Genomic DNA, 23,459 nt, shown 5'->3' on the forward strand with positions numbered 1-23,459 from the left:
TCACGGATTGAATAACGGTAAAGAAGCGAAGTCCTGCGGCAGATCAACCAGATACAGGTTGCCGTAGCCGTTCTTGTCGCTGGTGAACAGCAGCCGCTTGCCTTCCGCGTCAAAACGCGGATGGGCGTGCACCTTCTGCGAGTGAAAGCTGCAGCGCAGCTCGCACAGCATGCGCGGTCCGTCGTACGCGCCGTCGATTTTGCGCCATACGCTTAAGCTCTTGACCGCGCCTTTGCCGTCCACGACGGCCTGCCCCAGCCCGTCGGCATAGCCGTGCCAGGTATCGAAGCCGAATTCCGTCTCCTCCATGCCCTTGTTATCGTAACCGATGCTGCCAAAAAAGTTCGTTCCGTCCGCGCGGAAGCCGTGGTAGCCGATCGTCGTCCCGTCCGGGTAGAAAAACTCATGCCCGACCTTCTCGCCGTCCTCCAGCCTCTCCCGGATTTTCCACGCTTCACCGGTCCGCAGGTCCAGCCCCCAGATCCGATGATCCACCAGATGCCACGGCCCTTCGTGGCAGAACGTCATGAGCCACGGCAGCTTCGGCGACGTATTGATATGAGTAATGAAACGGCTCGCTTCATAGACCTTCTCGGCTCCGCCCGCAGCCGCGTCGATACGCACAATCATGCTGTGAGGAGCAGCCTCCATCAGCTCCCGGTGCCCGACGTAGCCGTTGCCGAGATCGAGCCGGATCCGGTGCGACAGATCCTCCTGCACGCAGGTCATCACATACCTGCCGTCCGACGTCGCGCTGGCATTGCCCAGATTGTAACCAACAGGCGCCTCATACAGCTCCTTCTCCTCAAGCGTCTCCAGATCCAGCCGGATCAGGCGGCGTCCTAGCCTTACGAACGCCGCGCTTCCGTCCGGCAGCAGGCAGGCGTCCAGCTTGTCATTGTCCGGATAATCCGTCAGCTGCGTCATCAGACCGCTCTCCACGTGCAGGCTGTACAGATTCGTGCTGCCCGCCCTATCCGAAATGAACAGCAGCCGCCGCTCACCGTCATACCAACCGCTTTCCGTAAAATATAAATGATGGCTGTGCGCCTTATAATCCGTTAGCTGCGTCACTTCAAGCCCCGTCAGCCGGTCGACGGCCGTCTTGCGCTCCGAGGGCCATACCGTTCCTTTGGCAGTCATGCTCCCGCCTCCTATTCATTTGTTCAAGCCTTACATCCAAGGCTTCAGTCCTTCCCATTTCACCGTCCAGCTGCCGTCCTGCGGGAAGCCGGGGTTACGTGCATCCCCGCCGCCCTGCCAGCCTGCCGCCATCATCGCCACCGCGGTCAGCAGGCCGCCGTTGCCCGGCAGATACGCCGACAAGCCGGGGCGCTGATAATTGTGACCGTTCGTCAAATACGTATTCTTCGTCGCGTCCAGCAGCAGGAAATCCACCGCCAGATCGGGATCGCCGAGCCTGGCCGCCGTCATGGCGCACATCGGGAAATCCCAGCCCCAGGCCGACTCCCACATCCATACGTCCTTCACCTTCTGAAGCGTATTCATCATGACTTCGCGGTCGATCAGCGTGCCCGGAAGAATGCCTAACGCGCCCAACATCGAAGGATGATCTCTGTTCTTCTCCGTGAACGTCTCCGGGCACAGCTCGTGGGCGAGGTAGACCCCGTCCTTCTGCGGAGGCGCGGCCATCGCTCCGGCGACCTCGGCCCACCTAGGATCGGCCTGCTGCTTCAGGCGTTCCGCCCAGCGCACCGCGATTTCCAGGCCGTACTTCCAGTATTCCAGCTCATACGGCGGATTTTTGCTGGTCTGCATCGGATGGCATTCCTGCGCCGGAATGAGCGGCGGCCCCAGGTCATAGACGCGTGTCTCCTCGTTCCAATGCGCGAACGAAACCATGAATTCGGCCGATTCGAACACGAGATCGCGGAACCGCTTCAGCGTTTCTTCCGTCGGATCGGCCAAGTAGCACAGCTCGGCGAGCGCGATTGGATGCGGCTGCTGCCAGATCAGGCCCGGCGCGACCGGCGACGGGCAAGGCTTGCCGTCGAAGCCGACCATCTTGGGCCAGCGCGCCCCTTCATAGCCTTGAGACCGCGCAAGGCCGCGGGCAACCGGCAAAATGCCCGTATACCAGTCCATGCTCTTCAGCAAATAATTCTCCCGCCCCCACAGCGGAAAATGCGACGCATGCCACCAGTGCATCTCCAGATGAGACTTGCCGAACCAGCTGTTGTACATGAGCCCTGTCTCCTGCGGCGGCAAGGACCCGCCGCTGTGCATCGCGCACAGGAACTGCGACAGCACGATGCGCCGCTCCAGCTCATGCGCCCTCGGATCGGCGCTCCCGGCAAAATCGATTGCCGCGCCGGTCGTCCAGAACGACTCCCAGTGGCGCTCGCTTGCCGCAATGATTTCACTTACCGCGGCCGTACGCGGCGTCTCGGGCGCGAAGCCGATCGAGCATTCCAGCGTCCCGGCTCCCTTATCCGGCAGCAGTGTAAACTCATGCGCGCCGGTCCGCTCCAGACGGCCCGCGCTCCAAGCCCAGCCAACGGAATAACGGTCCTCATCCATGCTCCGCGCAAGCACGGCCTGCCGGTCCCCCGACGCGGCAAGCTCCGTCCGGTGCCTGTCATCATGGCCAAGGTCCGGGAATACCGCCTTCGACCACGCGGTATGGGTCATATCCGGCGCGGGAAAGCGGATAAACACCTGCAGCCGGCCCTGTTCGATCAACCGCGATTCCGCTTTTATGCCAATCGTGTCGTATGCGGGGTGACAAGCCGTTGTCACCCGGACCGGATCTCCCTGCACCGCGAATTCGCTGATCAAGATACCCGTCCATAGATTCATCGTTTGGCGGATATTTGTAATGTCGCTTGCCTGCGCCTCTTCGCCGGATTCGGTCAAGAACCGGAAGGACACGCGGCCGAGCTGCAGCCGGTGCGGGTTTTGCCGGAGCCAGTGGTAAGCCTCGGCCTTGTCCCCCGGTTTCATCGGATACGAGACCGGACGGCCGTATGTGTCGAACGTCTGATTGGCGGCATCCTCTTCGGTGAATCGTCCGTATCCGCCCGTATAATGCCAGCCCCAATTGGACTGCGTGCCGATTGGCACCTCATACTGTTCGGGAAAGCTCTGCAGCCCGGTTATATCGGCACTGAAGGCGAATTCCCCGTTACCTACCGTGAATGGGGATAACGGGTCCCATTTATTAAGCTCAGGCTGATGGCGCTCCACAATCTGTCGTCTGTCCATAGCTCCTCCTTCTGCGGGAACCCGGAGGACGCCCGAAGCCAAAGGCGTCATTCATTCGAGCAGGGAGTCCATCCGGGTTCTCATCATGTCCCGGTACTTGCCCGGGGTAATATCTTTAAATTTACGGAAGCTGCGAATAAAGCTGTTCTCGTGCTGGTAACCGACCAGCTGCGCAATATCCGATATGCGATCATCCGTCTTCAGCAGCAGCTCCTCGGCGCGATCCATGCGCAGGCTCGTCAAATAGTTGTAAATGGTCTCGCCGGTCTCCTGCTTGAACAGCTGGCTGGCCAGGCTGCTGCTGATTCCGATCGATTCGGAAATTTCCGGGATGCCGATCGGCTCGCTCAAATGCTGCTTCATGTAATCAATCATCCGGTGGCACATAATGAAATCCTTGCTTTCGATCAATCGGCGGAACCGCTGCGCCAGCGGTTGAACAAGACGATTGAACGCATCCTTTATATCATCGAGGCAAAGCGTGTCGAACCGTTCATATATTCCGGTGTAAGCGTTCTCTTCGGAAGGCCGGATTTGCTCGATCCGTTCGGCTGCCGACTGTAGAAAATAAGCCGCCGCCGATGGATAACCGTACTCCTCCCGGACACCCGCGATCATTCTCTCGACTGCCTCCAGCGCGCCCTGCTCGCTGCCTGATTCGACGGCTTGTATGACTTCCGCAAGCGCCGCCTCGTCCGTTAACGGCTCCCGCACCTCGTGTCCCGATACTTCGTGGAACGGAATCACTTGGCCGTAACCCCGGTATAACCGGTACGTGAGCGCATTTTCCGCTTCCAGCATCGCCTGCTTCAGCCTTGTTATATCCGTCTGCGGCGTGCTGACACCCGCCGACACGCTGAATTTCAATAACCGCGATACCGTCTCGAGCGCTTCCTCCAGCTTGCTCCCGGCGTGAAGACCTTCCTGAAGCGGCTGCAGCAGAATCGCCGTCTTGTCCTTGCCGAAATCGGCGCATACGATCCGCCACTGCGGCTCGAACAGCTCCGCAGCGATATTGGCCAGGGCGAATTTCAACAGGGAATGATCGCCGCCGGTAAACGTTCTCGACCACGACTCGTAACGGTCGATCGACAGAACGGCCACCGTTAACGGTGCCGTCGTCCAATCGCCGAAGTAGCGGCTCCACTTCTCCTGAATATCCCGCTTCCCGCTCATATTTCCCGTATAAATATCGGTAAGCAGCTTGGAGGCCGCTTCAGACATTGTTTCCCGTACAAGCTGCGACAGATGCGCATGCTTGCTGAGCAGCTCGCCGGCCAGATTCTCCAGATCGATCCCTTCCGGGCCGTCCGGCTTGCGGTCATAGGTGCTGAACAGCTGCTTCAGCCTTCGGACCGGCCGGAATGCGGCCGCGTTAATGTAGAAGATGGTCAACCCTCCAAGCGCGAGCGCGGCAATGGACACCAGCAGCACAACTTGCGCAACCCGCTTGGACTTTGCGAGCAGGCTGTCTTGCTCGACAATCGATATATACCGCCAGCCCGTTACCGGCGACTCCAACTGATTGGCGAGCAACTGACGGTTCTGGAACGTCATATCCCCGCTGCCGTCCTCCCTAAGCTCGGTTAGCGCCAGATCGACGGCCTCCTGATCGAATGAATAATTCGAGACGGAATACAGAATATCGTCATGCTCGTCGATAATGTAGCGCATCCGGTTCAGGTTGTTCATGACGGGCGGATTCAGCTTGTCGAACAGCTCCTCATCCTTTAGATTGACGGCAATGATGCCTTTGAACTCGCCTTGAATCAGAATTTTGCGGAACAGGGTAATGTCCGAGCCCTTGCCGGCCGCCCCTTCGGGTACCGGTCGCTTCTTGATGACCGTCATCCGATCGCCGAATTCGGATGCGACGGTTACCCATTCGGAATCTACGAAATTGAGCCTGTTCGAGGAATAGCCCTGCGGAATCGACAGGAAGCTCTCCCGCTCAAGGTCGTAGACGTAAATGCTTTTGATATAGGTAGAGTTGCTGATTAATGTCGTTAATAGTTGATAGGCTTCAGAAATATTCGAATAGGAATTCTGCACCTTGCCCGTCAGAAATTTATAGATATTGTCGTTAAGCGCCACCTGAATCGCGACCTGGTCGCTCTCCCGGATCGAATCGTCGATGACGTTCATATTCAATTGCAGCATCTGCCGCTGAAGCTCGCTCAGCTCTTCCTGCAGCACCGACTTCGACGTATAATACGAGGTCAGGCTCACTGCCAGAATAATGAGAAAGACGGAGACGGTCAGAATCAGCACGAGCCTGATTTGCGTATGCGCCCAATTGTACTTCAGCCACTTCTTGACGGATTGTGCCACGGTTAAATCCCACCTTCTGCCGAGGATCCTTTCATTATAACGTGATCCGGCCCACGTGACACGCTCCTGCCGCTCCTCAGGGCCGCCGTCCGCCGCGGCTCAGCCTTCGGCTTCCAGCCATTCCTTCATGTGCTGTGTCTCGATGCCGGCAAGCAATACGATGCCGATGCCGTGCGTATCGTTCAGATTCCAGCCCAGCTCATGCTTGTAATACGCATGGGAATAGGACCAGCTGGAGCCCTTGCATACGCCGTATAAATTGCCGTGCTTGTCGATCGCGCGCCTACACAAGCCCTGCCAGCCGTCAAGCGCCGCCCGGGCGTAACGCTCCGGATGATCCAGCCAGCCGTGCCGGACGCCGAGCGCGAAGCCGTACATGAACATCGAGGTGCAGGACGACTCCTCGTAGGACTCCGGGTCGGTCAGCACCTGATGCCATAAGCCATGCTTGCCCTGCAGCGCGCGGTAGCCTTCGGCCAGCTCCCGGTAGAAGGCCAGAATGTCCGGGTAGTTCGCATGCGTCCGCGGCAGCGCGCCAAGCAGCACGGCCAGCGAGAAAAACACCCACCCGTTGCCTCTGCCCCATGCCGTACGGGACGGCTTGCCGTTTCGAACGTCATAGACATGGGACATGATCCGTCTCTCGGGCATAAACAAATACTTCTTATAGAGCAGCAGCTGGCGGGCTGCTTCATCCAGGCAGGCGGAATCGCCCGAAAGCTCGGCGTACCGGCACAGGAACGGCACGCTCATATACATATCGTCGCACCACATCGTGTTATGCATGCTGACCGACACGCCGACCTTGCGGTATAGCGCGCCGTCCGCCATACGATCCTGCACGCGCATAATGTAATGGGCGATGTCGTCCGATACCTCTCGCGCCCCCTTGATCGGCCGATGCCGGGCGGCGAGTACGGCCAGCGCGCCGAACGAGCCGCAATCGTCCAGACTGTCGATATCCGACAGCTGATTGTTCAATCCGGCCGCCCCGAAGCGCTTGCTGTCCCATAACGAATACGCATAGGCGGATGTCGCAAATTCAACATGACGCGCGACATAGTCAGCCAAGTCGCCGCGGTTCAGCAAGGCGCTTGTCTCCAGCAGTCCGGTCAGCGTCACGCCGAGCGGATAGTTCCAGCGGCCGAACAGCTCGTTCTCCAGAAACGGCCGCACATTAGCGCCCGGCTGGCCGGTCGTCCAGAAAAACGACTGCCCGCCGCTGACCGCCACGGTGTCCATGGCCAAATAATCGGCCGGATTGACGGTAACGTCCGGAGCGAACGGACCTAAGTGCAGCCACTTGCCGTCATAACCGTTAACGGGCTGCGGAGAGACAAGCTCCGCCCCCGTCTCCGCCGGAAGCGTATGAAGCCGATAGCCCCACCCTTGCTCGCCGCATATGCTCTGCGAGATAAGGTCGCCGACGCCCGGCGCAGCATTCAGCACGAAAGAAAATTCGCCGGCTTCCCGCACCGAACAGCGCTCCTCGCCCTTCCAGATAAACCGCACGGGCCCGTAGGCCGTGCCAGTTATCTCCACCCGTTGTCCCGAAACCGCGCGGTTAACGACCTTCGTCCATGCATACGAGGAAAACCCGATCTGCTTGCCGTACAGCATCGCAAGATTGCCCTCCGGACTCGCCGCGATCCGCGCGGGCAGCCATTCTGCTCCTGTTGAAGCCTCCGCCTGCAGCATTCCCGGAACAACGGCAAGCGGATTATCCAAAGGTTCCGTATAAATCCAGCCTTCCTCCCCATCCCGCTCCGCGGATGGCGTCAGGAAGTGGTAAGGCTTGTTCTTGCGGCTGCCTGTGCCGAACTCCGCGCCGCAGCCTCCTTGCCCGTTCTTGCCAAGCTCGAGCACGAAGTGATTCCACCCGTGCGTCAATGCGATCTTCAACCTCAGCGGCGGATGCTCCGGACCGCCGGGTTCCGGGACCAGCTCCTCCGGAGACGATCCAAACCGTTTCGCGCCGTTGTGATAGAGCCGAACCGGCCCGAAGCAGCGCAGCATGAACACAAAATCATGAGGCTGGTCGATCCAAAGCTTCGCCCAAGCATAAACGCGCTGCCCCTCTCGCATCGCCGGAAACATCCGGGCCGCCGGAAACTCGTACAAATGGTTCGGCAGTTTACGGATATCGCTGTCCCGCGTGATCCGGTACACCGGACCGTGCGGCGGGTTATCCCCGACATACCGCTGCGCCATGACCTCAATAACATGGGGAATCGCGCTGCCGTCAGACTGCGCCGCCATGCTTTCCATCGGATCGAAATACCCGCCCGGCTTCGCTCCCATCATCTTCCCCCTCCTTCGCCGATCAAGCTCGCTTCCCGTCCCTTCGCACCGCCGCCGAGCATCTCCGCAATCGTTACCGGGCGATGCTCCTTCACGGAGCGCCACACCGCTTCGCCCGTTGCGACGGAATAAGCGCCGTCCTCTGCCCCCGATAAGATCCGGTAAGGCCGTCTCCGGTCCTCTCCCATGAACAAATCCTCAAGCAGCAGCGGATCGCCTCCGCCATGCCCGCCCTCCCTGTGCACGACGTGAATCGTCTCTTTCGAGCCGAACAGCGGGAAGTAGTCGATCGTCTGCACCGGAGTCGGGAAAGGCGTTCTGCCTGGCATATGGTATTCCATCGATTCCAGCCTGCCCTTCGTCCCGTTAATCGCCAAGCGGTAGCCCTCATACGGCAGTGAGAAATTGACCGAATAGCTGAGCAGCGCGCCTCTGTCGTACTTGACCGTCGCGGTATACGTATCCTCGATATCGATCTTCGAATCGAAGATGCATTGGTCCGGACGGTAATCCGAGTACGGGAACGCCGCGGACTTTCCCGCGTCAAGCGAACCCAGATGATCGTCAGGCACGCGGATGTTCTTGCTGCGCGCGTTCCAGCGCGAGTAGTAGGCGCAATCTTCGGTATAATCGCATGTGCTGCAGAAGCGGCCGTCCTCCTTCTTCGGATTCGCCTCCCCTTCGGCGCCGTAATAATTCAGCGCGCCGTATGCGAATACCTCCACCGGCTTCTGGCCGATCCACCAATTGACCAGATCGAAGTGATGCGTGCTCTTATGGACCGACAATCCCCCCGACAGCTCGCGGACACGGTTCCATCGCTTGAAATAGCTGGAGCCGTGATACGTATCCAAATACCAGTTCAGGTCGATGGACGTAATCCGACCGAGCTTGCCTTCAAGGACCATCTCCTTGATCTTCGAATGAATAGGGGCATACCGGTAATTAAACGTCACGGTCACGGAGCCTTTGCTTGCTTTCTCCGCTTCCAGGACGCGGCGGCTGTCCTCGCCCGTCGTCACCATCGGCTTCTCCGTAATGACATCAAGATCGCGGTTAAGCGCTGCAATCACGTACCGCGCATGCGTATCGTCCCGGCCTGCAGCGATGATCACGTCCGGCTTCGTCTCGTCCACCATCCGGTCGAACTCGCCTTCGGCATAGGTTCTTATGCCGGCTTGCTCCGGATACCTCTCCCTGAATAAGCCGAAGCGGGCGGGGTCGGGATCGAGCAAACCGACAAGCTCGCAGCTTCCGGCGAAGGTAGTCAGAATCGGCCCCGCGAACATGCCGAGCGCCCGGCCGCTCACCCCGCATATGGCATATCTTTTTTTCATATCGTATAACCATCCTTTCCGCGCTGGGCCGGCATATCCCGGCAGCCGCCTCTAACGGCCCTAGCAGCGGCAGGGCCGGCAAGTGACTGCCGGCCCTGCCGCTGACCGCTTATTTTTTGACGTTCGAGTACCATTCCTGCACGCGTTCGGTCACCTTGTCGCCGCCGGCTTTGTACCACCGGTCCACGAACTCGTCGAACTTCTCGATCGGCCACTCTCCGATCACGATTTTGGTTAAATACTCCTGGAAGAGCTTGTGCGATTGAATATCCGGGAAGCCCTCATAGACCGTATTCGGCAGGCCGTCGCCGGCAATGCGGCGCGCATCGGCCGTGCTTACGGCGAAAATATCGCTGACCATCTTCTGCATGTTCTCCGGAATCGTTTCTTTAATCCGGATGTCCATGTCTTCCTTGGTCGTCAGATTGCGCATGCCAAGCGCGATCGGCCTGCTGTCCTCCGGCGGAAGGAGCACCTTCTTGCCGTCAACGACTTCATGCTGCTGACCCTCCAGGCCGAAGCGGATAAATTCATCGTTGCTCTTATCGTAGAAGAAGTCGAGCAGCTTTAACGATGCGGCTGCCTTATCCTCGGCGGCGGCCGGAATAATCCATTCCGGTTCGCCCATGCTTTTCTGCGTAACGTAACCTTCAAAGCCTTCCGCCTTGGGCATCGGCATGCCCACTACATATGCATCCGGCGCTCCCTCCAGCATCGCGGTATAGCGGTCGCGGAGGTTGGCGGGCAAATGATACCAGCTCCCGACCAGGTTATTGTTGATTTTGGCCGTCCAGACGTCGCCTTTGTTCAGGAAGGTTTCATTATCCAGCAGCTTCTCTTCATATAGCTCACGGATAAAAGCAACCGAGGCCTTCATATTTTTCGAAACGCCGGCGTATTGGATCTCTCCCTCATAGATGTCCCACTCCGGAACGCCTTCCCACATCGCGACGCCGTAAATGCCGAACAGGTGATCCATCCACTTGCCGAACTCGCGCCCGGACGTCGGAAGCTCATCCGGCTTGCCGTTGCCGTTCGGGTCCTTGTCGCGGAATGCGCGAAGGACTTCCTTATACTCCTCGACCGTCGCCGGCATCTGAAGACCGACCTTGTCCAGCCAATCCTGGCGGATCATCGGCGCCCGCTCGGGAACGAGGTATACTTTCGGCACATAATAGATATGGCCGTCCGGCGAAGCCGAGCGAACGATGTCCCATGCCTCCTCGGGGATGTTCTTCCAGACGTTAGGCGCATACTTCGGCAGCCATTCATCCAGCGCCAAAGCCCCGCCCTGCTTGATCAGCGTCTGCTCGACGCCCCCGATCGGGCGGAGAATGTCCGGCAGGTCGTCGGAGGCGATCATCAGATTCAAATACTCGGTCGGTTCCGAGCCCGGCGGCGTCGTCATCATTTCATAGATAACGCCCGTCTTCTCTTCCACATATTTGACGTGATCGTTGCTGCTGTCCGGAATCGTTCCGACGCCCATATGGCTTTTGAAAACCCGGACCGTTACGGATTTGGCGTCCTCTCCGCTATCCCCGGGAGCCTCCGGGGTCTTGCCGCCGTTAGAGCAGCCCGCAATAAGGGCGGCCGCCAGCAGCGACGCCAGAACGGAGAGCCTTGCCGATTTGCCAAACCATTGCTTCATCATGCGTGTATCCTCCCTTTTTTTTTATTATACAAAAGCCTATATAGGAAGCCGGAGTATCGGCTCTATATCGATGATGGCTGGTGCTCCGTAAGGTTCTTTATTCCTTTAATGAACCGAGCATGGAGCCTTTGACGAAATATTTTTGCAAGTAAGGATAGACCAGAATGATCGGAATCGTCGCAAAAAGAATGGTGGCCGCTTTCAACGTTGTGGTGTTGAAATCGTAATCGCCAAGAATCAAATTGACTGCGGCCAGCTCCTCCGGCGAGGTTAAATACGCGCGAAGCTTCATTTGCAGCGGCCATTTCTCCGGGTCGCGGATGAACAGCACCGCCCGCGAGAACGTATTCCAGTAGCCTACCGCATAGAACAAACTGACCGTCGCCATGACCGGCTTTGACAAAGGCAGATAAATCCGGAACAAAATGCCGGCGTCGCTGCACCCGTCGATCCGGGCCGAATCGTCAAGCTCCTTCGGTATGCCCATAAAAAACGTGCGAATGATGATCATATTGAAGGTGCCGATAACGCCCGGCAAAATGAGCGCCCACAAAGAATTCATCAGCCCCAGCTCGCGCACCGTCAAGAAGAACGGAATCATCGGCGCATTGAAGATCATCGTAATGATAATTCCCAGCATGATTGGCTTCCGAAAGAGAAAATCCTTATGCGATAACGGATAAGCCGTCAGCACCGAGAACAGCATGCTGATCAGCGTTCCGGCTATCGTGATGTACACGGTAATGCCAAAGGACAGCCACAAGCCTTCGTTTTGCAAAACATGAGCCCAGGATGCCGTCGTAAACTCGACCGGCAGCAGGAATACCTCCTTCGAATCGGCCGCGATCGGCGAGCTGAAGGATACGGCAAGCAGCTGGAGGAGAGGCATCAGCATCGTTGCGGCCGCCGCGATCAGAAACAAATAGTTGAACAACTGGAACAGCTTACCGCCATACGTTTGCTTCATCACCACAACCCCTGTTCTGTTCGCCGGGCCATCCGGTTGAATATCCACAGCAGCGCGAAGCCGATGACCGACTGGAACAGCCCGATCGCCGTCGTTACGCTGTACTGTCCTTGCAGCACCCCTGCGCGGTACACGTAGGTTTCGATAATATCCCCGACCGAATAAGTCATCGGCGTGAGCAGGTTATAAATCTGGTCGAAACCAAGCTCCAGGAAATTGCCGATATTGAGCAGGAATAAGACGAGAATGGTCGGGAACATCGTCGGAAGCGTAATATGAAGCGTCTGCTTCCATCGGTTCGCTCCGTCCATGACGGCCGCTTCATACAGATTCGGATTAATGCCGGCAATCGCGGCCAAATAAATGATCGTGCCCCACCCGACATCCTTCCAAATCGCGGATATGACGACGATGGACCGGAAATAGCGCTGCTCCTGCATGAACAGGATCGTCTCCAGCCCTAACCATCCGCGCACCATATTGATGACGCCCTGGCTCGACAGCAGCTCGAACACAATGCCTCCGACGACGACCCACGATAGAAAGTGCGGAAGATAGAATAAGCTCTGCACGATCCGCTTGGCCAGCATCAGCCTGACTTCATTGAATAGAAGCGCCAGAATGATCGGCGCAGGAAATCCGAATACCAGTTGATATAAGGCGATGGTCGCCGTATTCCTTAACACCGTGTAGAAATCCTGATACGAGAAAATATACAGGAAATTTTTCAGCCCTACCCAGTCGCTTCCCTGCATGCCCTTGAAGATCTGATAGTCCTGAAACGCGATCACGCTTCCCGCCAGCGGCAAATATTTAAAGACAAGATAGTAGACGATGCCTGGCAGGATCATTACATACAGCATCCAATGCTTACGCATATTCGCGAGAAACCGATTCTCCTTCGACTTGGGCTTCAACGCGGATGCATAGGCGGAATTCGGCTCCAATCGGTTATCCCGTTCTGCCATCGCCACGAACCTCCTTCGCTTCATGTACCGCCATCTTACCCGCTCCGGCGTCATGATTACAATTGTGCAATCCTCCACGGCATGCACAAATACGCGATCCCGTCCTTTATGGACGAATCGCGTATCGGCTAGGCTTTATGCGGATAGACGAGCTCTACTTGTTCTGGCTTATCGGTTGGTGCGCTGGAGGATCGGTTTATTTACAAGCTTCCGTCGCGTTCAGAAGCTACCGCAGGACGGGAGTAGCTGATCCCATTGTGCAGATCGAGGAGCGTCAGCCGATGCCCGTGCTTAGCCCCCGTGTCGATCCCGATTCGTCCATTGCCGCGCCAAATATGCCCGGGTCTCGCGCCCAGCTTAAAGGTTGGCGTGTGTCCGAATACGATCGTAAGGCCGATGTTGATCGGAGCCTTCAGGAAGCCCTCCCGAATTTCAGTCAAATCCCGGCGCGTCTGCCTTCTAAGCGGCTTTCCCGGCCTAATCCCGGCGTGGACGAACAAATATCCGTCCTCTTTGATGTAAAGAGGAAGACGCGAGATCCAATCGGCGGATCTTGCCAGCGCCAGGTTCCGTACTTTTAATCTGGCAAGCCTTGCTTTAAACAAAAACTCATGGTTGCCTGGCAGCGCTCTTGCGCCTTGCTCGACAAGCTTGCGCACCAATTCAAGCGTTCCGTAGGTTTTCGGATTCGAAACCACGATATAATCGCCCAGCATAAGAAGCCGATCCCGCTTCGGCTCATACTCGGCATCCTGCAGCAGCTGCTGCAGCAGCTTGCCATAACCATGAATATCGGATATGACAAGCAAGCGGGATCGGCCCGATACCTTTCGTTCATTAACGGCCATAACCATCGTCTGCCTTTCTATGGTCCAAAGGAAATAAAGATGCAGGTGGGTGAATATGCGGCCGGGTCCCCTGCGCATTCGACACTGCTTGAAGCATGCACCATTTCTGTCCGCGGCCGGTTCGGTTCGCCGCTATGTTTTATAGTATACGCATGGCTTTCCCGGAGTGCCGCTGTCATCCAATTCATCGGTTTAGATAACATCGGGCATACGAAAGAAACCTCTTCGCTAACCATGGGAGGTTTTTTAGCTATGCCCTTTTTCATTTTGTTAGCTATCCAAATGAATGGGAGGTTTTATTTTGTCTATCCATAAAATCGACAAGAGCGCTGCTCTTTTCCGCCAGTATGCCGATCTATTCGAATGTCCAAGTCCCCCATTCTTACCCTTTGCTGATAGCGGCAGCCGGTATAGTGACCAGTATTTTCCACTCATAACCGCCCTGCTGCCGCATCCCTTTAATGGCGTTAACCTCGCGGTTCGCTATCTCCGGGATCATAGAAGTATCGATTTCAAGGCACATGTCTGCCGAAACGATTCCTACCCCGCCGCCGCCTGAGCCGGCTTTTTCCTTGGTTATTTTATTAGGCATGGTTGGGATGCCATCGTGTATTCCTCCGTACTTCGTAATACCGTTAGCCAGAGCATTTTTGCCATCAGACCTGGATACCCACCGGTACAACGTAGCCGGCACATTGTTCGGAAACGGGTATTCGCCCTCCACTTCTTCCTTTGGCGCTTCGTCGGACTCAATCTCACAATTTAAATATTCGGCGCCATCGGCTACGTTGGCCGGCGTCCCGGAGTGATTAAGTTTATTCAGCGCCGCTTTAATGGTCCGGTAATTTGTTTTTTTGTCATCGCCGTTAAGCCCTACCCCTACAATGAGATCTCCCTTGATGGCGTCCAGCGCTTTTTTCATCTTCTGGTTCAGCTTCCTCTGAATAATTCCGGCACGCTGAATAGCCTGACCGGGCTGCTGCGCCCCGGTATCGGCTGAGAAAGAAGTGTCGGTATCATGATTACTTTTATAGGCTGCCGCACCCATGATATCGGCTTCTCGCTCTAAATCCTTATCATCGTTTACCAGCATTCCGCTCATCTGCAGGGTAGGCTGCACTCTTTGCTGCCTTTGCTGTACGACATGCCATCCCTCATGCGGAAGATGCTTCTCCTGACCGGGACCGATGTGAATATCATTTCCCTGCGCATACGCTGAGGCTTGTACCTCTTCAGGCTTACTGGAGTTGTAATGAACGCGAACGTCGGATAAATCCATGCCGGATAGATCCTCCAATCCGTTTTTGAGGCGATCGGGCATCCCTGTTCCGTTCTCTTTTCTTTGGATTGGAGGGGATAAAGGCGTACCCGCATGCATGGAGGCTCGCAGTAATTGGGTTACATTCCGGTTACCAATCGTTTTTTGCAGCTGCATGATTGCGTCAGGGGTATGCTGGGATACCGACGCTGCGGTATTCTTCAGATCAAGTCCTTTCGGGCCTGCAGCAGCAGATGACTTATGTGGAACGGTTTTACGGATATCTGTATTCCCACGATCATGCGTAGGCATGTTCTCTCCACTCCCTTGTAAGTAAAACTGTACAACATATGCAGCGGTCATTACATTTCTTTCTAGCGCGTAGTTTCTGTAGAGAGGTTTCTAGAAGATGCGTTAATTATATCAAAAAACAAGCATATTTCCGGAATTTATTTAGGCGAACCGAATACGCGTGAAGAGCAACTGTATCGGTACAGTCTTGGGAATTTGTTGTTGTTGGGATCTGTATTTCGTTTTACTATTTCAAGTATCGGCTCCATGTTCGCGAACACGTCTCTATTTGTTTAAGGAGGATACTAGCTTCGATGAATCCATCCGGATTGAAACTTGCTTATCTATGCGCGGTTATGAATGCTATGATCATGGGATTTTCATTTTTATTCACTAAGATTGCGCTCGAATTCGCTGAGCCCCTGGATTTGCTGGCATTCCGGTTTGCCGCATCCTTCACCGTTATGTCCATTCCCGTCCTGCTGGGCCGGGTCCGCTTGAACTACCGCGGGAAGAAGCTACACAAGGTGCTGCTCTTGGCTGCCCTGTATCCGCTGGGATTTTTCACGCTCCAATCCTACGGCCTGCAGCATGCCACATCCAGCGAAGGAGGCATTCTGTTTGCTTTCACACCGGTTCTAACGGTGCTGCTTGCATTCCTGTTTTTGAAAGAAACGACCACCCTCCTGCAAAAGCTATCCATCTGTCTGTCGGTCAGCGGAGTCCTGTTCATCTTTATGATGAAGGGCAGCCGAATCGATTGGTCCAATATGACGGGGATTGTTCTCTTACTCCTGTCTTGCCTAGTTGTGGCAGGGTACAGCGTGCTCGCGAGGCTGGTGCTCAAATCGTTCAGTCCCGCGGAGATTACGTATGTCATGCTGGGCATTTCCTTTCTTTCGTTCCTTGCCGCTTCGCTTGCCGGACATACAGCCGCAGGTACGCTCGATCACTTGTTCTCTCCGCTTGCCAGCGGTACGTTTATCGTGGCCATCCTCTATCTTGGCGTCTTGTCCACACTGGTTACGGCGCTTAGTTCAAACTATGCCTTGTCCAGAATCGAAGCGTCCAGAATGAGCGTATTCTTCAATCTATCGACGATTGTGTCTATCGCTGCCGGAGCGCTTTTGCTTGGGGAGGAAGTCAGAATGTATCATATCGCCGGTTCTGCGCTTATTATTGCCGGTGTCATGGGGACCAATCTCCTCGGGGAGAAAAGGGTCCCCACGCAGCGCAAAGCGATGTGGCGGGGGTAGATGGCTCGGCAAGTCAAGTGTTGAAAGAAAATAAAGAAGCGCGAATAGAGACAATGCAGCGTGGGCACTGGAGCGCGGGGCCGACTACCTCGACGGCGCCATCGCCGCTACACCGCCGCAGGTCGGAAGACTGGACACCACAATTTTCACATCGGGTACAAAATCCGCCTACCAAAAGAGTGAGCCGCTGCTCAAGAGCTTGGCCGGAAATGTCCCTTATCTGGGAGAAAAGGTCAGCGCGGCTTCCTCGACGGACTTGGCATTTCTCTCGACGCTGTTCGGTTCGATGATGGGATTCTTTCATGCAGCGCGTATCCTTGAATCCGATGGCCTTCGCGTAGATGAATTCGGATCGATGATCTCTGCAATATCTCCAGCAATGGGAGAAATGATCAAATACGAGGGAGATATCATCCAAGCCAATACGTTCGATCAACCGCAAAGCTCTCTTAACACCTGTATGGTTGCGGTAAAATTGTTCGTGGAACAAGCGAGGGAAGCCGGAATCAACGCCGAATTTCCAACTTTCGCCTTAGGTCTTTTCCAGAAAGCATTGGATGCAGGTTACGGAAATAAGGAGCTCGGCGCGCTTGTCAAAGTGCTGCGTTAGAAGCAGACTCCATGCAAACAAACCCCTCTTCATCGTTGAGAAGCTTCAAGCACATGACCGGCCACGTAGAAGAAAAGGTAAATAGCCAGAACATAGATAGGGGCAAGCAGCCTGGACAAAGCTGTCTCGCTCCTCCTATGGTTCTTATAGCGCCGATTTCCCGTCCATTACGCTTACGCAAATCTCCGAGTGCTTTCACAACCTCTTTTTAATGCGTACTCGAATCCCGTTTTTAGGCCGCAGTGTAATCGAAGGTTCCGGAAGAACATCATGCCCCTGATCGAGTTCAATATGGAACTTTTGAATAATTGAAGCGAGTAACAATGTGGCTTCCATCATTGCAAAATTATTTCCGATGCAGACTCGCGGTCCTGCGCCAAAAGGAAAATAAACATAGGAGGGCAAACTTTTTTCAAATTCGGGCGACCAACGATCGGGAATAAAAGAATCTGGTTCATTAAAATACTCCGCGTGCCGGTGCATTACCCACTGACTCATTGCCACTTCACAGCCTGCCTGCAAACAATATCCATCAATCCAAACATCCTCAATCGGTTCACGAGAGATATACCAAGCAGGCGGGTATAATCTCATCGATTCATTAATGATTGCTTTCGTATAGGGAAGAAGCGGAATATCGGATAATGAAGGAGCTCTTCCTTGCAATACTTTCCCCAACTCAGCAACTAATTTCTTCTCTGTATTCGCATGTTGAGCAAGCAAAAAAATCGTCCACGATAAAACATTAGCCGTTGTTTCATGACCGGCAAGAAATAATGTCATCACTTCATCCCTTAATTGTTTGGGGGTCATCCTTTTCCCGTCATCATCTTGTGCTGCGATCAGCATGGAAAGAAGATCCCCTCGATCCCAATTCTCCGCTTCTCGATATCCAATAATGTCATATATCGCTTGATCCAATTGTGATATGCTTTCCATAAGACGCTTATTTCCAGGTACTGGGATGGGAAAAGGCATTCTTTCGAGCAACATCCGAGTAATACTTGTATACTGCTTAACGTATTCATGAATTACTTGATTAAGCGCCTTGCCGACATGATTTGACCCCTGATATTGCGGTTCCTGCAGATCGATATCGAAAAGTGTTTTTGCGACTATATCCATGGTACACCGCATCATCTCTTCATGAACATCAAGCATTTGGCCGTCGTTCCAGTTGCGAAGCATTCTGTCGGCATACTGAGTCATGGTATCCGCATATTTTTCAATGCGATGTTTATGAAAAGCCGGTTGCGATAATCTCCGTTGCCTCAACCAGAAATCTCCTTCGCTTGTAAGCAGTCCATTGCCCAGCACCATACTCAGGATCCGATCACGATGATACCCTTTTGCGAATAATCGCTGCGAGTTCGAGAGGACAAACTGAATATCCTGCGGACGACTTATAATATAGGTTTCGCGATCTTTTTCTAATCGCACCCTAACAACAGGACCATATTTTTCCGCACAATTCCTAAAAAAATCATGCGGCTTTGAACCGACTTCATACAGGTTGCCGATAAAAGGGATTTCTTTAGGACCCGGTACTTTTTTCGTCATTTTCATACCTCCGTTTTCTTTATGACTCATGAAGTACTTGTTCATCTAATGTGACAACGTCATTTAAATCGGCAAATAGTTCAGTAGGCTGGAACAACTCTTCAATATGAAATACGCCTGGCGGATGCTGCCCTCCATACACTTTTTTCGCCACATACGAAGCAACTCTCCCTGTTACGTAAAACTCCTTTTCTCCACGAATCGAACCTTGATAGCGTACATGATGACCATTTATTTTCCCCGCAACATCAGCTTTTGCTACATATATTTCCGATCCCCACTGCGATTTTTCGAAAAGATCCACGACCTTTCTTCGGATAAAGGGATTTTGTAATAACCGAATAATCCCTGTTCGTTTCAACACTGCTATTAGGTTTGTCATCATTACCGAATCGAAACAGAGCCGTGTCGACACAGAGGAAATACCCAACGTCCGAGGCAAAACGTGCTGATCGGAAAAGTTGAACCGATATGCTGTTCTGCGTCCTAATTTCGACGGAAAATCCGTTATCATTCCATCGGAAAAACTAGTCACTTGTTTTTTGCTTCCTTGCTCAACAACAGGATAAACGGCACTCAGATTATCCACCGTCCATTCAATAGCCGCACGCCCATGCGCATCACCTAAACCTAACAAAATATAAATATCTGCACGATCAACTATATCCAACAAGGCGTTGCCTTGCTTCACAAGCATGTTGGTTATGCCGGGCGACAAACCGACACTCAGTACTGCAGTTGATTGCGGGGAACGAATTTCTTGAATTTTCGCCATTACCGAATAGTCCGCCGTAACATCGATATAATCGACACGATGTTTAAAACATGCTTGAACAAAATCAGTACTTTGGATATCCAGGCACATGATAACGAGGGAAACACCCTGGAAGAAATCGTCTGAAATCCGTTCATTCACATCAAGTTGCATCGGTAACACTTTCCTGTCCGTATCAATCGAAAACTGTTCCGCCTTTTGAAAATCCCGTCCCGCAGCGAATACCTTATAAGGATAAGCTCTTCCTAATTCTTCGCAAATCACTTTGCCAACCTTTCCGTATCCGCCGACCACTATGATTTTTTTCTTCAATTAAAAACCACCCGACTTTTAATTTAGTAACTAAACTAAATGGGTAAAAAAAATTACTTCTGTAAATGAGTGCAGAGCTTCTCTAAGCAAATCTCAAAAATTTCAATTTCCTGTTCATTTAATTGGGAGCTTAACTCCCGATAGAAATCCAAGTGCATCTCTTCATGAGCTCGAAAAGCACTTTTCCCGACTTCTGTTAAAGATACAATGATACTTCTTGAATCCTCAGGATTTGGTGTTCGCTTCACCAAATGTTTTTCTTCCAGACGTAAGATGATTTGTGTTACAGCCCCCTTGGTTACTTGAAGGCGATCGGCGAGTTCACTCATTAGTACACCTCCTTCTGTGCCAATCGCATCAATGGTATGAATCTCACTCGGCGTTAATGGTCCAGCCTTTCCGAATGTACGAGGTTGTTTTTCTAAACGCTGGATTTGCATAATGAGTTTACTAAGGTTCTGGATACTTGATTTTGAGTAATTCTCATTGTTCTGTCGCATGTTTTTAGTTTAGCAAATAAACTAAATGTTTTCAAGAGTTCGTCAAAATATAGGTGGTGGCAGGTTACTGCGACCAGCCGTTAAGTTTTCATAAACATAGTAATTGATTCAGCGATTGTCATATTGGATGTTCACATAGACGAACACCTTCTTATCCGGGCTATAGTCGTCGTCCGAATGTCCCTTAATCCTCCATACTGCCGCGTAACCTTCTTGCACCTCGGCAGCGCTGTTCTCGGCACCACTTGAGGATTTCGTCGTCTTAACCGGCAGTCGCTTACCCTCGCCCACGGTCTCCAGGCTCAGGTCATAGTCTTCCCCTTCCGGTGAGACCATGGAAACCTTAACGACTCCATGGAAACCTTCAGGGGGGCTCCAAAATCCGCTCAACTCATGTCCCGGGGACGAAATGTACCCGTAATATAACGCAAATTTATAATTTGATCCGCCTTCTTGATACGTTTTGGAATCGGAAAGCTGGAGTTGGTACGGATGAATCTGAAACAATGAACTGCCGTCGATCCGGTACCATTCGCCATCCCGGTCTTGCAACTCTCCCGAACCGCTGAAGGAATACAAGAGCTTGCTCTCTTCGGCGGAATAAAGGGAAGTGGAGCCTTTAAACGTGTACGCTACCGTTCCGTCCGGTGCCAGCTTCTTGATGGCGAGGGGAGTGCCGTCCCCGGGGGTTGCAAACACTTGTTTTTTCGCGCCTTCCGGAGACCGGACATACAAGATCCAACGATCCTTGTCCGCATCGTACTCCTTAAAGGCGATCCATCCGTTGTTGATTCGGTATGCCGCCCTATGGTCGGACTCGGAGTCGGGACTGTGGGTTAGCGTCATGATTTCGTCATCTGCGCCGCGTACCTGGAGCTCCCACTTGGAATCAAGCGTGAGTGCTTTGTAGACGATGTTTTTTCCGTCGGTCAAAGCCCCGGAGTATGCCTGATAGTTCCCTGAAGGCTCGTATGACGTCAACGTGCCGTCGGGCAGCAACTTGTAGAGCTTGTAGGGCCCCGATGTATACATTGGATCCGTATAAACCACCGTTCCGTCCGCCAACAGATCATATTGGACGGTTTCTGGAAATTCATAATGAGTCGGATTTGTCCAGTGCGTATTTGTAGTCAGATTCGCAACAAGGCCGTCAAATAGCACAATATTCCCGTTTACATCGAGCGGGATCCCCCATGACTCATGATACTCCCAAGGTTGATACGCGCCGTCCTTCCAATAAACAGCAAAGTTACCGCCTCTTGTCGACATGGAATAGACAACGCCGTCAGCGGTCAGATCCGCTGACCGATAGCTTAAATCGTACCCGGTTGCATCGTCAACCTTTACTTGGCTTTTATCCCTACGGTCGTACAGCCAAAGCGCTTCACCAAGAGTGGGTGATTTCCATATCCAAAGAATTCGGTTTTGGTCGAAATCCACAATGGTTCCGTCAACCTGGAAAAGGAGCGTTTCATCTTTCGTTCCAGCAGTCGTGACCGTCACGTCTTTTTTCACACTTTGGTTGCCATCGGCATCGACGGCGATCAGTGAAAAGAGGTAGGATGAATTTGAAGACAACCCCTTCACTTCATAGTTGTTCGCATCCCCGTTCAGGGTAGCGAGCAGCGTGTTTTCTTGGTATACCAAGTACTTGTCTACACCCGTTTCATCCGTCGCCGGCTGCCAATTCAGCCGTACACTGCTATAGGTCACATCAGTAACCGTCAGCCCGTCGCCTTCAGGCCACTCCGGCGCCCCGAATTGAACTTGAAGGGGAATAAAACGGGCTGTCTTTGTTCCATCGCCGAGTTGGCCAAAATCATTCTTTCCCCACGTCCAGACGGTACCGTCGCCTTTGACAGCCATACTATGCTGAGAACCTGCAGCGATGTCGACAACCGAACTGAGATCCTGTACTTGAACGGGCCAACCGTTTCCATACCCCCTTGGATCAAAATCATGGTTTCCCCAAACCCATACCGTTCCATCGCTTTTAAGTGCCAAACTATGCCCATAACCCGCAGCAACGTCGATCACCGAACTGAGATTCTGTACTTGAACAGGAGTATATTGGGGGTAATAACTTCCATCGCCCAGTTCACCGCTAAAATTCGTTCCCCACGCCCATGCGGTCCCATCGCTTTTTATTGCCAAATTATGGTGCCAACCTGAAGCAATGGCTGCCACCGAACTTAGACCCTGCACTTGAACGGGAGTAACACTGTCTATGGAACTTCCATTGCCGAGTTGTCCAATATCATTCCTTCCCCACGCCCAGACGGTGCCGTCGTTTTTGAGCGCCAAGCTATGGGGATTGCCCGCAGAGACGGCGATAACCGAATCGAGACCCTGCACTTGAACGGGAGTATAACGGTCTATCGTAGTTCCATCCCCAAGTTGGCCAGATGCATTATTTCCCCACGCCCAGACGGTGCCATCGCTTTTGAGTGCCAAACTCTGCGCGTAATTCGCAGCAATGCCGATCACCGAACCGAGATCCTCTACTTGAATAGGAGTATGACGTTCTGTCGTGCTTCCGTCGCCGAGTTGCCCATAGTCATTAGATCCCCACGCCCATACCGTTCCGTCGCTTTTGATTGCCAAACTATGGCTTTCTCCTAAAGCAATGGCTGTCACCGAACTTAGACCCTGCACTTGAACGGGCGTAGAACTCTCTGACGTGCTTCCTTCGCCGAGTTGTCCGCGCTCATTGCTTCCCCACGCCCATACTGTTCCGTTCTCATTCAGAGCGAAAGTATGGCGTCCTCCTGCAACCATCGTTACACCCGATTTCGAATTCTCTGCTAACACCGCGGTATCGGACTCGGCGGCTGCCTGAAAGGGCAGAAGCAGCGTCAGCATTAGCAAACCACAAACCAAAAGCATAAATTCTCGTCTCATTCGTTTTCCCTCCAAATGGATGTCTCTCTCCAATCTACCATAATCAGGAAAATACGAAATGACTCTAGAGAACCATACTCATTTTAAGTTATTGTGATTTTATGTGAAATGGATAGGGATAATTTACCAGTCTATGCGTGCGGATGGCGGAGTGAATCTCTCTTCAAGCTCGAGTTTTTACATTCCCCTTCTGCAAAAATCCTAAATCGTTCCGATAGCACATCGAGCCTCCTTGCATGTTCATGATAGATTTGATAATACCCCGCGGGCATTCTATTTTCATTGGGAGGCTATGATAAATAATAACCCGGCGTTTTGTAAATTTTTTGTTCTTTGCGCCCGGAAGTCCTCATTTCCTATACAAT

General features: G+C 53.4%; 15 protein-coding genes and 1 pseudogene. 2 read left to right on the forward strand and 14 right to left on the reverse strand.

Translation table 11 applies throughout. From position 1 onward, the window contains the following. From H581_RS0105180 to H581_RS36260, 10 genes are all read right to left on the reverse strand, one after another. Positions 1–1,143, reverse strand: coding sequence for an oligogalacturonate lyase family protein (locus tag H581_RS0105180; RefSeq protein ID WP_028609095.1), 1,143 nt, complete (start codon positions 1,141–1,143; stop codon positions 1–3). Between the two features lie 30 nt (positions 1,144–1,173). Continuing rightward, entirely contained in the window at positions 1,174–3,225 is a 2,052-nt protein-coding gene (locus tag H581_RS0105185; RefSeq protein WP_028609096.1) for a hypothetical protein, read from the reverse strand. 51 nt (positions 3,226–3,276) lie between these two features. Then, the gene (locus H581_RS0105190) at positions 3,277–5,556 is read right to left on the reverse strand and encodes an AraC family transcriptional regulator (protein ID WP_028609097.1); all 2,280 of its coding nucleotides are present in this window, start codon (positions 5,554–5,556) and stop codon (positions 3,277–3,279) included. A gap of 99 nt (positions 5,557–5,655) precedes the next feature. Continuing rightward, entirely contained in the window at positions 5,656–7,860 is a 2,205-nt protein-coding gene (locus H581_RS0105195) for a glycoside hydrolase family 88/105 protein (protein WP_245599924.1), read from the reverse strand. After that, positions 7,857–9,194, reverse strand: coding sequence for a Gfo/Idh/MocA family protein (locus H581_RS33115; RefSeq protein ID WP_051250471.1), 1,338 nt, complete (start codon positions 9,192–9,194; stop codon positions 7,857–7,859). The genes H581_RS0105195 and H581_RS33115 overlap by 4 nt, the downstream gene beginning before the upstream one ends. 109 nt (positions 9,195–9,303) lie before the next feature. Next, positions 9,304–10,848 (reverse strand): extracellular solute-binding protein, encoded by a 1,545-nt coding sequence (locus tag H581_RS0105205; protein ID WP_028609099.1) that lies wholly within the window; start codon positions 10,846–10,848, stop codon positions 9,304–9,306. Between the two features lie 97 nt (positions 10,849–10,945). Beyond that, positions 10,946–11,815: a carbohydrate ABC transporter permease gene (locus tag H581_RS0105210; RefSeq protein WP_028609100.1), complete on the reverse strand. Its 870-nt coding sequence runs from the start codon at positions 11,813–11,815 to the stop codon at positions 10,946–10,948. Further along, positions 11,815–12,693 carry an ABC transporter permease gene (locus tag H581_RS0105215; protein WP_245599931.1) on the reverse strand — a complete coding sequence of 293 codons (879 nt, stop codon included), beginning with the start codon at positions 12,691–12,693 and terminating at the stop codon, positions 11,815–11,817. The genes H581_RS0105210 and H581_RS0105215 overlap by 1 nt, the downstream gene beginning before the upstream one ends. 290 nt (positions 12,694–12,983) lie before the next feature. Next, positions 12,984–13,637, reverse strand: coding sequence for a metallophosphoesterase (locus H581_RS0105220; RefSeq protein WP_051250472.1), 654 nt, complete (start codon positions 13,635–13,637; stop codon positions 12,984–12,986). A 376-nt stretch (positions 13,638–14,013) separates the two neighbouring features. After that, on the reverse strand, positions 14,014–15,201 hold the full coding sequence (locus tag H581_RS36260; RefSeq protein ID WP_051250473.1) for an eCIS core domain-containing protein: 1,188 nt from the start codon (positions 15,199–15,201) through the stop codon (positions 14,014–14,016). A gap of 293 nt (positions 15,202–15,494) precedes the next feature. Between H581_RS36260 and H581_RS33125 the strand changes: the two genes are divergently transcribed. Further along, positions 15,495–16,436, forward strand: coding sequence for a DMT family transporter (locus H581_RS33125; RefSeq protein WP_036717819.1), 942 nt, complete (start codon positions 15,495–15,497; stop codon positions 16,434–16,436). Positions 16,437–16,482: 46 nt separating this feature from the next. Continuing rightward, a pseudogene (locus H581_RS33130) lies at positions 16,483–17,046 on the forward strand (imine reductase family protein); the annotation flags it as partial. A gap of 195 nt (positions 17,047–17,241) precedes the next feature. Here H581_RS33130 and H581_RS0105245 read toward each other — a convergent pair. From H581_RS0105245 to H581_RS36265, 4 genes are all read right to left on the reverse strand, one after another. Then, the gene (locus H581_RS0105245; RefSeq protein WP_028609104.1) at positions 17,242–18,606 is read right to left on the reverse strand and encodes a cytochrome P450; all 1,365 of its coding nucleotides are present in this window, start codon (positions 18,604–18,606) and stop codon (positions 17,242–17,244) included. A gap of 19 nt (positions 18,607–18,625) precedes the next feature. Continuing rightward, positions 18,626–19,693 carry a saccharopine dehydrogenase family protein gene (locus tag H581_RS0105250; protein ID WP_028609105.1) on the reverse strand — a complete coding sequence of 356 codons (1,068 nt, stop codon included), beginning with the start codon at positions 19,691–19,693 and terminating at the stop codon, positions 18,626–18,628. 53 nt (positions 19,694–19,746) lie between these two features. Beyond that, positions 19,747–20,133 carry a MarR family winged helix-turn-helix transcriptional regulator gene (locus H581_RS0105255; RefSeq protein ID WP_028609106.1) on the reverse strand — a complete coding sequence of 129 codons (387 nt, stop codon included), beginning with the start codon at positions 20,131–20,133 and terminating at the stop codon, positions 19,747–19,749. Between the two features lie 168 nt (positions 20,134–20,301). After that, positions 20,302–23,094 (reverse strand): RCC1 domain-containing protein, encoded by a 2,793-nt coding sequence (locus H581_RS36265; protein ID WP_051250475.1) that lies wholly within the window; start codon positions 23,092–23,094, stop codon positions 20,302–20,304. Positions 23,095–23,459 lie beyond the last annotated feature (365 nt).

Origin of the sequence: Paenibacillus harenae DSM 16969 (assembly GCF_000422465.1) — a bacterium.
In the GTDB taxonomy this organism is placed as follows: Bacteria; Bacillota; Bacilli; order Paenibacillales; family Paenibacillaceae; genus Pristimantibacillus; species Pristimantibacillus harenae.